The sequence below is a fragment of the Pseudomonas sp. GW460-LB5 genome (assembly GCF_059423245.1).
In genome coordinates this window covers 184,862-197,450 of sequence record NZ_JBWKXT010000002.1, presented here as the reverse complement: position 1 = coordinate 197,450, position 12,589 = coordinate 184,862, and the positions used below count along the sequence as shown (strand labels likewise).

Annotated in this window: 13 protein-coding genes; 4 read left to right on the top strand and 9 right to left on the bottom strand. The window is 61.6% G+C overall.

Annotated features, from left to right (window positions below):
• Positions 1-7: 7 nt before the first annotated feature.
• Complete coding sequence (locus AC07XM_RS02930) at positions 8-532, bottom strand: hypothetical protein (protein ID WP_016486230.1); 525 nt, start codon at positions 530-532, stop codon at positions 8-10.
• A gap of 197 nt (positions 533-729) precedes the next feature.
• On the opposite strand from AC07XM_RS02930, the gene AC07XM_RS02925 reads away from it, so the two are divergent.
• The 3 genes from AC07XM_RS02925 to AC07XM_RS02915 all read left to right on the top strand — a co-directional run bounded on the left by AC07XM_RS02925 (position 730) and on the right by AC07XM_RS02915 (position 4,146).
• Positions 730-1,587, top strand: a complete 858-nt coding sequence (locus tag AC07XM_RS02925; protein ID WP_070086340.1) for an SDR family oxidoreductase — start codon at positions 730-732, stop codon at positions 1,585-1,587.
• Positions 1,588-1,734: 147 nt separating this feature from the next.
• Positions 1,735-2,199 (top strand): PA2171 family ribosome-binding persister protein, encoded by a 465-nt coding sequence (locus AC07XM_RS02920; protein WP_023047032.1) that lies wholly within the window; start codon positions 1,735-1,737, stop codon positions 2,197-2,199.
• Positions 2,200-2,358: 159 nt separating this feature from the next.
• Positions 2,359-4,146, top strand: coding sequence for a thiamine pyrophosphate-requiring protein (locus AC07XM_RS02915; protein ID WP_102688854.1), 1,788 nt, complete (start codon positions 2,359-2,361; stop codon positions 4,144-4,146).
• Between the two features lie 41 nt (positions 4,147-4,187).
• On the opposite strand, the gene xth is transcribed toward AC07XM_RS02915, so the two are convergent.
• The 4 genes from xth to AC07XM_RS02895 all read right to left on the bottom strand — a co-directional run bounded on the left by xth (position 4,188) and on the right by AC07XM_RS02895 (position 8,056).
• Complete coding sequence (xth, locus tag AC07XM_RS02910; protein WP_016486226.1) at positions 4,188-4,994, bottom strand: exodeoxyribonuclease III; 807 nt, start codon at positions 4,992-4,994, stop codon at positions 4,188-4,190.
• Positions 4,991-5,233 carry a hypothetical protein gene (locus AC07XM_RS02905; RefSeq protein ID WP_016486225.1) on the bottom strand — a complete coding sequence of 81 codons (243 nt, stop codon included), beginning with the start codon at positions 5,231-5,233 and terminating at the stop codon, positions 4,991-4,993. The genes xth and AC07XM_RS02905 overlap by 4 nt, the downstream gene beginning before the upstream one ends.
• 320 nt (positions 5,234-5,553) lie before the next feature.
• Positions 5,554-6,753, bottom strand: coding sequence for a M20 aminoacylase family protein (locus AC07XM_RS02900; protein ID WP_371919266.1), 1,200 nt, complete (start codon positions 6,751-6,753; stop codon positions 5,554-5,556).
• A gap of 1 nt (position 6,754) precedes the next feature.
• Complete coding sequence (locus AC07XM_RS02895; RefSeq protein ID WP_102688853.1) at positions 6,755-8,056, bottom strand: MFS transporter; 1,302 nt, start codon at positions 8,054-8,056, stop codon at positions 6,755-6,757.
• A 372-nt stretch (positions 8,057-8,428) separates the two neighbouring features.
• Between AC07XM_RS02895 and AC07XM_RS02890 the strand changes: the two genes are divergently transcribed.
• Complete coding sequence (locus AC07XM_RS02890) at positions 8,429-9,559, top strand: porin (protein WP_016486222.1); 1,131 nt, start codon at positions 8,429-8,431, stop codon at positions 9,557-9,559.
• Here AC07XM_RS02890 and AC07XM_RS02885 read toward each other — a convergent pair.
• The 4 genes from AC07XM_RS02885 to lipA all read right to left on the bottom strand — a co-directional run bounded on the left by AC07XM_RS02885 (position 9,536) and on the right by lipA (position 12,512).
• Positions 9,536-10,474, bottom strand: coding sequence for a LysR family transcriptional regulator (locus tag AC07XM_RS02885; protein WP_016486221.1), 939 nt, complete (start codon positions 10,472-10,474; stop codon positions 9,536-9,538). The two genes, AC07XM_RS02890 and AC07XM_RS02885, sit on opposite strands and share 24 nt — an antisense overlap.
• Positions 10,475-10,556: 82 nt before the next feature.
• Positions 10,557-11,063 carry a peroxiredoxin gene (locus AC07XM_RS02880; RefSeq protein ID WP_016486220.1) on the bottom strand — a complete coding sequence of 169 codons (507 nt, stop codon included), beginning with the start codon at positions 11,061-11,063 and terminating at the stop codon, positions 10,557-10,559.
• 88 nt (positions 11,064-11,151) lie between these two features.
• Positions 11,152-11,292, bottom strand: coding sequence for a hypothetical protein (locus tag AC07XM_RS02875; RefSeq protein WP_016486219.1), 141 nt, complete (start codon positions 11,290-11,292; stop codon positions 11,152-11,154).
• A gap of 251 nt (positions 11,293-11,543) precedes the next feature.
• Positions 11,544-12,512 (bottom strand): lipoyl synthase, encoded by a 969-nt coding sequence (gene lipA / locus AC07XM_RS02870; RefSeq protein ID WP_102688852.1) that lies wholly within the window; start codon positions 12,510-12,512, stop codon positions 11,544-11,546.
• Positions 12,513-12,589 lie beyond the last annotated feature (77 nt).

Sequence of the window (12,589 nt, the reverse complement as noted above, 5' to 3'; positions counted from 1 at the left end):
GCGCTGGTCACGCCAGCTGAATGAAAACCGAATAGCTGCCCAGCAAGATCCAGAACCCGAGAAAAATCCAGGGCGTACGCAAGGAAAACAGCAACGACTTGCGGTGGCCCGCCTGAGAAGTTTCAGCCTCGCAGAACAGCGGCGATTCATCATAAGCCAACCCCATCATTGGCTCGCTGCGCAGCAAGTGGCTTTGCTTCAACTGCCAGTGCTCGATGATGCGGAACGCCGCGCGAATGCCTGGCCAGGCGTTCAGTGTACTGAGCACACCGAGCAGTGCCAGAAAAGCCGGCACCATCAAGGTGAACATCTCGCCCCAGCCCTGGTTCAGGTTATTCATCGCCGAGACGTACGCGATGACCAGAAACGACTGCGCCGTGAGATAGGCATCAGTGCGGTTGGCCAGGATGCTGGTCTCGTACTGAATTTCGCGTCGATAGAAGTCCAGCCGCTCTTTCGGCGTACCGAACATCCTTGCATTTTGCTGATCGATCTCATGTTCAGGTGTGCTGGGCGTGATGATTCGAGGCACTGCGGTACTCCTTGAATGCGTGAGCCTTGCCCGTGACAGCGCAAGACCGGTCAGCGGTAGAGCTGTCCAGGCAACGAAAATTCATTGGCAATGCATGGGACAACCGCCCGTCGCACAAAGCCAGTATCCACTTCAACACCGGCAGCGCTGCCCCCCTCGAACGGTAACGAACGTTTCCGACTGCTGGAGTGACCACCATGAGCGACTACCCTACCCCTCCCTTCCCATCCCAACCGCAAAGCGTTCCCGGTTCACAACGCAAGATGGAGCCGTATCCGGACTGTGGCGAGCAGACCTACACCGGCAACAACCGGCTCGAAGGCAAGATCGCCCTGATTACCGGAGCCGACAGCGGCATCGGGCGCGCGGTGGCAATCGCCTATGCGCGTGAGGGTGCTGACGTGGCCATTGCCTATCTGAATGAACATGAAGATGCGCAGGAAACGGCGCGCTGGGTCGAGGCCGCTGGCCGCCAATGCTTGCTGCTACCCGGCGACCTGGCACAGAAACAGCAGTGCTACGACATTGTCGACAAGACCGTGGCACAGTTCGGGCGCATCGATATCCTGGTCAACAACGCCGCGTTCCAGATGGCCCACGAGAGCCTGGCCGACATTGACGACGAAGAATGGGTGATGACGTTCGACACCAACATCACTGCCATTTTCCGCATTTGCCAGCGCGCTCTGCCCTCCATGCCCAAGGGCGGTTCGATCATCAACACCAGCTCGGTCAACTCCGACGACCCGTCACCCAGCCTGTTGGCCTATGCCGCCACCAAAGGGGCTATTGCCAATTTCACCGCTGGCCTCGCCCAGTTGCTGGGCAAACAAGGGATTCGAGTGAACAGCGTGGCCCCAGGCCCTATCTGGACACCACTGATCCCGGCCACCATGCCTGATGAAGCGGTGAAGAACTTCGGTTCAGGTTACCCCATGGGGCGGCCGGGGCAACCGGTCGAGGTGGCGCCGATCTACGTCTTGCTGGGCTCGGATGAAGCCAGCTACATCTCGGGTTCGCGCTACGGCGTTACAGGGGGCAAACCTATCCTTTGAACCGCACGACGGCCCCAGTCGCTCAAGAGCACAGGTGATAACGCATCGCGCCTGTGCTACCAGACATCAACATCGTTGAACCCTGCCCGCCACTGCCACTCAACACCAAGGAAGCCATTATCCATTCGCCCGCAACGAGGTGACACCATGAATGCTATCGATCTGCTGATTCAAGACCACAAACTGGTCAAGAAGCTGTTGGAAGAGCTCTCCTCGACCACTGAGCGTGCCGTAAAGAAGCGCGCCGATCTGCTCCACCGCATCGAGCAGGAATTGCAGGTTCACACGGCCCTTGAGGAAGACATCCTCTACCCCGCCATCAAGCAGGCCGGTGGCAAGGAGGAAGCCAAGATGTATTACGAAGCCAAGGAAGAACACCGGACTGTCGATGCCCTGGTGCTCCCTGATCTGCTCCATACGGACACCGGCACCCTTGAATTCGCCGGTCGGGTGAAGGTGATGAAGGAGCTGCTCGAACATCACATCGAGGAAGAGGAAGAGGCGCTTTTCCCCACGGCGAAAAAGCTTCTTGGTAAAGACCAACTGGACGAACTGGGGGCTGCCATGGAAGCCCAGAAAAAACTGCTCAAGGGTGAGCAGCGGGCTGCATGAGGAGAAGGCGCCTCGCCAGATCGGGCGCGACCGGAGAAAGGCACAGGGTGGCGCTGATGCCACGTCTTGCAGACCGCTCACTGCAGTGTGCACACCGTTGAAACTTTATCGACGCGTGCCAAGTCCAGACACCTATCAATCACGGAACGGGAGCAGGCAATGACCGGCACGGTAGGCGACTTTCTGGTGGAGCGTTTGTATCAATGGGGCGTGCGGCGCATCTTCGGTTACCCCGGCGACGGCATCAACGGCGTGTTCGGCGCGCTGAGCCGGGCCAACGGCAAGATTGAATTCATCCAGGCCCGCCACGAGGAAATGGCCGCCTTCATGGCCAGCGCCCATGCCAAGTTCACCGGCGAGCTCGGTGTTTGCATGGCCACCTCCGGCCCGGGCGCTTCGCACCTGCTTACTGGCCTGTACGATGCGCGTATGGACCATCAGCCGGTGCTGGCCATCGTCGGCCAACAGGCCCGTGCGGCCCTGGGCGGGCATTACCAGCAGGAACTTGACCTGGTGTCCATGTTCAAGGACGTCGCTGGCGCGTTCGTGCAACAGGCTTCGACCCCGGAGCAGGTGCGCCACCTGCTCGACCGCGCGGTGCGTACGGCCGTCGGCGAACGCCGCGTCACCGCTGTGATCCTGCCCAACGACCTGCAGGACCTGCCCTACCACGAACCACCGAGGGCTCACGGTACCGTGCATTCCGGCATCGGCTACAGCAAGCCCCGGGTGTTGCCGTTCGATGAAGACCTGCAGCGCGCCGCCGATGTGCTCAATGCCGGGCGCAAGGTGGCAATCCTGGTGGGCGCTGGCGCCCTGCAGGCGACTGATGAGGTTATTGCGGTGGCCGAAACACTCGGCGCTGGCGTGGCCAAGGCACTGCTGGGCAAGGCTGTTCTACCAGACGACCTGCCGTGGGTTACCGGGTCGATCGGCCTGCTGGGCACCGAACCCAGTTATCAGCTGATGACCGAATGCGACACGTTGCTGATGATCGGCTCCGGCTTCCCCTATTCCGAGTTTTTACCCAAGGAAGGCCAGGCGCGCGGTGTGCAGATCGACCTGCAGCCCGACATGCTCAGCCTGCGCTACCCGATGGAGGTCAACCTGGTCGGCGATGCCAGTGAAACTTTGCGCGCACTGCTGCCACTGCTCGAACACAAGACCGAACGGCGCTGGCGGGACAAGGTCGAGACCTGGCGTGCGCAGTGGGACAAGACCGTGGCCAAACGTGCCCTGGTCAAGGCTGACCCGATCAACCCACAACGCGTGGTCCATGAACTGTCCCCGCGCCTGCCCGAGCACGCCATCATCACCAGCGATTCTGGCTCCTGCGCCAACTGGTTTGCCCGCGACCTGCAGATCCGCCAGGGCATGCAGTGCTCGCTGTCCGGTGGCCTGGCCTGCATGGGCGCGGCCGTGCCCTATGCGATCGCGGCAAAGTTCGCCCACCCGCAGCGCGCGGTGGTTGCCCTGGTAGGTGATGGGGCCATGCAGATGAACAACCTGGCTGAATTGATCACGGTGGCCAAGTACTGGCAGCAGTGGGACAACCCGCAGTGGATCTGCGCAGTGTTCAACAACGAAGACCTCAACCAGGTCACTTGGGAGCAACGGGTGATGGAGGGCGACCCCAAGTTCGAGGCTTCGCAATCCATTCCTGACGTTCCCTACCATTTATTCGCCATTTCCATTGGCCTGCAAGGGATCTACGTAGACCGCGAAGAGCACGTCGCCGAAGCGTGGGAGCGCGCACTGGCCGCTGATCGGCCGGTACTGATCGAGTTCAAGACCGACCCGAACGTGCCACCTCTGCCACCTCATATCAAGCTGGAGCAGGCAAAGAAGTTCGCCAGCACCTTGCTCAAGGGTGACCCGAACCAGGCCGGGGTCATTGTGCAGACGGCCAAGCAAGTGCTCAGCTCAGTGCTGCCCGGCAAAAAATGACGCCCGAACAGAGCCCGCGCAGCTGCGCGGGCCAGGCGTTTTCACACGTTCTTTGATCGGGCGCGACGTGCACCCAGCGCTATCCAGGCGGGTGCATGATCGCTGGCCTTGACCTCGTTGCGCACCCAGGCATCCACCCCCGCCTGCTTCAGGTAGGGGGCCAGTTCGGCGTTCAGCAACAGGTGGTCGATGCGTAACCCGGCATTGCGCGGCCAGTGGTTTCGGAAATAGTCCCAAAAGGTGTAGACACGCTCGTCCGGGTACAGATGGCGTATGGCATCGACCCAGCCCTGGTCCAGCAGTTGCTGGTAACACGCGCGCGACTCAGGCTGGAGCAAGGCGTCCTTCAGCCAGGAGCGGGGGTTGTAGATATCCATGTCGGTGGGCACGACATTGAAATCACCGGCCAGCAGCGTGGGGTGGCCGCTTTGATACAGGCTATGCGCATGCTTGATCAGGCATTCGAACCAGCGCAGCTTGTAATCGAACTTGGGCCCTGGCTGCGGGTTGCCGTTCGGCAAGTAGAGGCACGCTACCAGCACCCCGTGTACCGCCGCTTCCAGATAGCGGCTCTGGCTGTCATCCTCCATGCCTGGCACGCCGCGCCGAACCTCCAGCGGATCGCTGCCCCGCGCCAGGATGGCCACCCCGTTCCAGGAGGGTTGCCCTTGGTAAAGGCAGCCATAACCTGCCGCCTCCAACTGCGCGCGAGGGAACTGCTGGTCGCTCGCCTTCAGCTCCTGCAGGCAGGCGATATCGGGCTGCTCGCGCTCCAGCCAGGCCAGCAGCGCGGGCAAGCGGCTGCGGATGCCATTGATATTGAAGGTGGCAATTTTCATCGCTTTCATGCGTCAGGGTCGCTGACATGGGCCTGCACGGCATCTTCCAGGGCGCGGATATGCGCCTCATCGGCCAGCGCCTTGAGCGCCAGCCAGTCATCCCAGTCGATGGTGCCATCGTCGCGCAGGGCTTCTGCGGTACGAACCAGTTCATGGTGGTAGGCATCCGGTGACTCGCGCCGGTAACTGATGTCATCGTACTGGGCGTACCAGGCTTTCAGTTCGGGAATGCTGCGCTCGATGCTCATGAAGGTGGCCTCGCTGTACCCTTTGCTTGTGAGAGCCCTGGCGTGGCGGGACGTTCAATTGCTGTAGCACGTGGCAGGGTTGGCTGCTGTGGGAGCGGCGTGCCCGCGAAGCAGGCTGCGCGCTGGATGGCACGGGCTTCGCCCGTGTTCGCGGGGCAAGCCCGCTCCCACAGTGATCGCGCCAGCTTTTAGAAGTTGAGCAAGACAGTTGCTCCCACCGTGATCGCGCAGGCTTTCAGGCGCTGTGCAAAACAGCTGCTACCACAGGGTGAAGCAGCGCTCGCAGGGGCTGTGGGGGCCGTGGCCCCCCGACAACGGCATCAACGCAGGTAGTCCTGCACCCACTTTACCCAACAATCGGCGCCGATCTTCACCAACGCATCATTGAAATCGTAGTGCGGGTTATGCACCGAGCACCCATGGAACTCGCCTGTACCATTCCCCAGCATGAAGTAACAGCCAGGTCGCGCCTGCAACATGTAGGCAAAGTCTTCGGTGCCCATGACCTTCTTCGGCATCTTGTCCAGTAACGAGCCGTCGGCGAACAATGGCCTCAGGCTTTCACGCAGCAACGCACTTTCGTGATCACTGTTGCACAACGCGGGCGCCAGTTGAGTGAATTGCACATCGATCTCCACGCCAAAGCTTTCGGCATGCCCCCTGGCCAGGGCGTCAATGCGGCTGTTGATCTTTTGCTGGGTCTCGGCCGTGTCGGTGCGCACGCTCAGCAGCATGCTGGCCTCGTCAGGAATGATGTTGTAGACGGTACCGGCCTGGATCATGCCGATGCTGATGACGGCATAGTCCTCGACGCTCAGGTTGCGCGACTTGATGGTCTGGATGCCACTGATCAGGCTGTTCAACGCCATTACCGGGTCCACCGACAGTTCCGGCATCGCCCCGTGGCCACCTTTGCCCGTGATACGAATGCTGACGCGCTCGGAGGACGCCATGGTTGGGCCGGTTTGCACCACGCAGGTGCCCACCGGCATGCCGGGCATGTTGTGCAGCGCGTACACCGAGTCACACGGGAAGCGCTCGAACAGGCCGTCGTCGATCATCACCCTGGCCCCGGCCAGGCCCTCTTCGTCCGGCTGAAAGATCACGTTCAACGTGCCGTTGAAATTGCGTGTTGCCGCCAACTGTGCTGCAGCTGCCAACAGGATCGCGGTGTGCCCGTCATGCCCACAGGCATGCATGCGGCCGGGGATTTTGCTGGCATGCGCAAAGGGGTTCTTCTCACTCATGGGCAGTGCGTCCATGTCAGCTCGCAGGCCAATGCTGCGGGGGCTTTCCCCTACCTGCAACACCCCGACAACCCCATGCCCGCCCACGTTGCGATGCACCTCATAACCCCAGGCCTGCAACTTGTCGGCTACCAGCGCCGCCGTGTCAGGCGTGTCGCCACCAAGCTCCGGCGCGGCGTGAATCTGCCGGCGGATCACGACGAACTCATCCAGCTCTGCTGCCGGGGCCTGAGGTTGATCATTCTGGAAGACAGTCATGTTCAAAGTGCCCATGTCATTCGCATCCTGTGTTTTCGGGGAAGTTTTTGAGGCAGGCCAGGCTGAGAACGCCGCCAGCCAGCAGGAAGTAGGCCGGCGCCAACGGGGTGCCGAGCGCCGCAATCAGCCAGGTCGCCACCAGCGGCGAAAACCCGCCGAAGATGGTCACCCCCAGGCTGTAGCTGACCGAGGTACCGAAGGAGCGCTGCGCTTTGGGGAAGCCCTCCATCATCAGCGCAAAGAACGCACCGGCACCGATGCAGGTGGGCAAGATCAGCACCGCTACGCACATCATGGCCAGGCCCATGTGTTGCACCTGCCCCAGCAGGTAGAACACCGGCAGGGTCAGCACCACTGGCGTGGCTACCGTCCACCCCAGCAGGCGTTTGCGCAGCTGGTACCTGTCGGCGAACTTGCCCGCCAGCGGGCAGATGATCGCCATGCAGCCGCTGCTGATACAGGCAATGGCCATTGCGCTGCCTGGCGGGTAGTGCAAGGCCGTGGTCAGGTAGGTGGGCATGTAGAACACGAACAGGTACATGCCGATGGTCGAGCTGGCCATCAGGCCGATGCCTTGGGCGATACGTTTGAGCACTTCGGCGTCCAGCGCCGGCTCGGCCTTGTGCGCTGCGGCGGCCTCGTGGGTTTCCGGCAAGCGCGTGCGTATGTACCAACCGACCGGGCCGATCAGCAGGCCAAAGATGAACGGTATGCGCCAGCCCCAGCTTTCCAGGGCAGCGGGGTCGAGCAACTGGCTGAGCGCAAAGCCGAAGCCGGCGCCCAGCAGGGCGGCGTAGCCCTGGCTGGCGGCCTGCCAGCTGACGTTCTGGCAACGCTTGCCAACCGCGCTGGACTCCATCAGGAACACTGACGCAGTACCCACCTCCCCGCCTGCCGACATACCCTGGATGAGCCGGCCGACCACCAGCAGCACCGTGGCAAAAATACCGATCTGCGAGTAGGTGGGCGCAAACGCGATCAGCGCTGTGCCCAAGGTCATCAGCCCGATGGTAAGGCTAAGCGCCGCCTTGCGCCCGCGCCGGTCGGCATAGCGACCGATGACCATCGCCCCCACCGGGCGCATCAGGAAACCGACGCCGAAGGTGGCCAGCGACATCAACAACGATGCCATTGCCGACTCGGAGGGGAAGAAATGCCTGCCGATCAGCACAGCGAAGAAGCTGTAGATCGTGAAGTCGTACATTTCCAGTGCATTGCCCAGCGAGCAGGCAATCAAGGTTTTACGTGAGGAAGATGCCTGCGCGGCTGAATGCGCGCCCGTCTGCATAAGGGGCGGTGCGGGTAGCGGTCTGGTCATTGTTATCTCCGATGGCAATTCGCGGCGTGCAGCGAATATCGGCCAATCGGGCACCCAACACACTTGCAGTTTCGGCATGTGGCTAACCGATGGTTAATTGACCGACCCGGTCATTGACCAAATTGCCCTAAACTGGCGCGCAGATTGCCCTGCCTCTGCGCGCTGCCCCATCAGTGCTCACTCAACCGGGCAGCAAGCGCGGCCTCGCGCGGGTTCGAAGCCTGTCTAGCGCAGACGTTCTCGCCAACCGTAACGCCCCGCGGGGCCTTGATTAACCAAACGGCATGACATGGCCGAATAAGCAATCACGCTGCAACGTGCTGTTCACCGACGCTACAGCCACCACATCACTGTGCTGGCCTGGAGTCGTGAATGAACACTCGCACTACGTCGTTGTTGTTGATGATCCAAGGGGCATGCCTTGCCGTGCAGGCACAGGCCGAGGGCTTTCCGACGCTCGGCCGGATTGCACCGGGTTTTGGCTATTACGGGGTGGATTACGGTTTCGATGACAAGCTCAAGGTCTACGGCACCGTGGATGCATTCGCCAGCTATCACGACTCGCAGCACCACTCGGGCTTTCGCCTGGCCGGCGGCGGCGCCTGGACCAACAAGGTCGGGCTGTATGCCCGCAAGGGGCTTACCCCTGACACCGTACTGGAACTGGACGTCGAGGAAGGCTTCAACGTCAATGGCAAAGCCCTGGAGGGCACCTGGGACACCATTGGCACCCTGCGCCTGGCAACGCTAGCCCTGCGCTCGCGCACCCTGGGCAAGCTTGAGTTCGGCAAGACCTACAGCATGGGCACGCCCACCTACGCCGACCCGTTCCTGGCCACATATGGCTCGCCCTACACCTACCTGGCCCTGCCTGCCGCCGGCAAGGGCGCCTATTACCTGGACCTGCGCCCCAAGCACACCCTGGCCTACACCAGCCCGAACCTGAACGGTTTCAGCATCGGCACCGCGCTAAGCTTCGGCTTCGACGATGCCGCCAGCCAGGGGCGCACCGTGCGTGGTGGTGGCGCCCGGCTGCAGTATCGTAACAGCCGGGTGATGCTGCTGGCCTCCTACAACCTGTACTACAGCGACCCCTGGGACGACGCTGGCACCTCGCGTCAGACCGCCAACTACTACAAGAGCCTGTCGGCGTTCTACGATTTCGGCCCACTGGCCACCAGCCTGACCTGGCAACGCCAGGACGTAGACCAGGCCGGCACGCCCAGTACCACGCTGTACACCTTCGGGGTGATGGCGCCGGTCGGCGAGCGGGACGTGCTGCGCCTGGCCGTGATGCAGCGCCAGGTTACCGCCCGCGACAAGGACGCAGCAGGCGTGATGATTGGCTATGACCATTTCATCAACCCACGCTGGGCCATCTATGGCCGGCTGGGCCTGATTGCCAACCAGCGTGCGTCGTCGGTCACCTACGCTGGCACCCCGGTGGATCAGGTTGGCGACAACCCCAGCAATGTCTCGCTAGGCATGTACTACCACTTCTGAGGCCACGGGACGGGTTTGCCTGAGCACCTGCCCGCGCAAGCTGTGAAACAGCTCCTGGGCAGGCGCCGTAAGGCTGTGGCGGTCGATACAGACCAGGTTGATGGGGTAGTCCGGAATCAACTCCTGCACGGCCATGACCACGTACTCGCCATCCACACTAAAGGTAAACCCTTGGTCCACCGCCAGCTCGCTGATGGTCATCAACGATTCGGTATTCTTCAGCAGCTTGAGCGCCATCATCACCGAGGTGCATTCAACGGTGTTCTGCGGCACCTGGAGGCCGTTGACCTCGAACAGCTGGTGAAACTGCGAAGCCTGGTCCGACAGCTCATCCAGGCTGATCCAGTGGCCGTACTGCAAGGTGCGCAAAGACTTGGAAAACTTTTGTGCATTGGACGCGTGGCAAATCACCCTGCCCTTGATGCTGCCGAGCGCCTCCCAGTCCAGGCTCAGCCGGCTCAGGGGTTGCTGCGAGGTAATGGCAAAGTCCAGGCTGCCGTCGCGCAGGCGTTGCAGGATCTGGCTGGGACGCAAGTCGGTGATGGTGATCTTCACCCGCGGGTACTTGCGCCGGAAGGCCAGGATGCTTTCATCGACACCATCGAGCATCGCCGTCAGCGAGGTCACCCCGATCGACACCGCGCCCAGCGCGGCATCCTGAATGCTCGCCGCTTCGATCTGCAGGCGACGGATGCTCTCCACCACGAGGTTGGCGTGGCGGATGACGCGCTTGCCTTCCTCGGTAAGGGCCATGCCTTTGTGCGACCGCTGCAACAGGCTGAAGCCGACTTCCCGTTCCAGCTCCTTGATCGAACGGCTCAGCGCAGGCTGGGTAATGTGCATGAGCTTGGAAGCTTCAAGGATGCTGCCTGCGTTGTGGATGGCGACCAACGCCTTGAGTTGGTGAAGTTTCAACCGGGTATACCTTGTTGTTATCGGGTCGGATTGAACATATTCTTCGGCGCCCATGACAGTCCTTGACTGAAAGGCCTGGCGCTTACAACTGACGCAACGCCGCCAGCACGCTCGCTGCATCACTGACCTCGAACTGGCCAGGCGCTTCGACAGCAACGTGCTTGACCACCAGGTTGTCGACAACCATGGCATAACGCAGGGAACGGCGCCCCAATCCACGCGCGGACAGGTCCTGGATCAAGCCCAGTGCGTCGCTGAATTCGCCGTTGCCATCGCCAATCATCCTGACCTTTTCGCCCACCTGCAGGCTGTTGCCCCAGGCATTCATGACAAACGCATCGTTCACGGACACGCAGAGGATTTCGTCAACGCCCGCGGCGAACAACGCTTGTGCCTCAGCCACATAACCTGGGACGTGGCGTTCGGAACAGGTAGGCGTGAACGCGCCGGGCAAACCGAAAACAACCACTTTTTTATGCTTGCAGCGCTCGTGAACGGAAAAGGCATTCGGCCCGATCGCGCAGGCGCCTTCGTCATTGTTGTACGCGTACAGCGTAACGTCGGGCAATAGATCGCCAGTGTTGATCATCGTGGTCTCCTGGGTGCGTTGATGGCCGGGCACGCTATGATGCCGCAGTCCACCAAGCCAGGTACACCATGCCCGCGGCTACATGCGTTCAACGCGCCAATATTGCCTGGGTATGATCGATGGAAGGAACAGGCACCAGCACGCGCCGAGCCGCCAGCCATTCCCGCATGCGCGCCGTATCGAAAATCTGCCCCTCTTCCATCATCACCAGGATGAGCGCTTGTGACATTCGGTAACATCCACACTGGGAGCAATGCCGCTCTTCCCATCCATGGGTGCATTCAACGGATTGCGCCTGCCCTGCGCAAATCAGACAACTCATGTAAGCCCCCTGTTGTTTTTGTCCATGGAGGGTGAACGCAAGGTTACGAAAATCGCATGCCTAGCGCTGTACATGAGATTTTCATGCCAACTTTGAATTCCCTCCCTTTTTATACCCCGATCAGCGCACAACGCTCAACCGGCAACGACCCGTTCCGCTCACTGCACCTGCTGGTCAGCATGGTAGGACGAACGCACCAGTGGCCCGGACGCCACGTTTCTGAACCCCATTGCCAAGCCCTGCTCGGCAAACCAGGAAAAGGTGTCCGGGTGCACAAAGCGCTGCACCGGCAGGTGGCTGCGTGACGGCTGCAAGTACTGCCCCAACGTCAGCATGTCGACCTGATGCTCACGCATGCGCTGCATCACTTCGATCACTTCTTCATCAGTTTCGCCCAGGCCGAGCATCAGCCCGGACTTGGTCGGCACCCTCGGTACCTGTTGCTTGAAGCGCTCCAGCAGGTCCAGCGACCACTCGAAATCCGAGCCCGGCCGGGCCGCCTTGTACAGGCGCGGCACGGTTTCGAGGTTGTGGTTGAACACGTCTGGCGGTTCCTGCCCGGTGATGGCCAGGGCCACCTCCATGCGCCCGCGGTAATCGGGCACCAGGGTTTCCAGCTGAATGCCCGGCGACAGCCTGCGGATCTCGCGCAGGCAATCGGCAAAATGCCCGGCGCCGCCATCGCGCAGGTCGTCACGGTCCACCGAAGTGATCACCACGTACTTCAGGCCCAGGTCGGCGATGGCGATGGCCAGGTTCTTCGGCTCGTCGACGTCCAGCGGCCTGGGCCGACCATGGCCGACGTCGCAGAACGGGCACCGCCGGGTGCAGATGTCGCCCATGATCATGAATGTCGCCGTGCCGCCAGAGAAGCACTCGCCCAGGTTCGGGCAGGCGGCTTCCTCGCACACGCTGTGCAGCTTGTGCTTGCGCAGCAGGGCCTTGACCCGCGCTACCTCAGGCGTGGTAGGGATGGCCACGCGGATCCAGTCGGGCTTGCGTGGCACATCCTCGGTGGGGAGGATTTTCACCGGGATACGCGCCACCTTTTCGGCGCCGCGCAGTTTTACCCCGGCCTGCAACGGCTGCGGGCGCGGTGGTGTGTGTTGCAGTTGTTCGGTTGACATGGCTGGCTCCTGGCTCTGGGCTGATATTGACCGACAGCATCACAGGGGCTGCTTTGCAGCCTTCGCGGGCAAGCCCG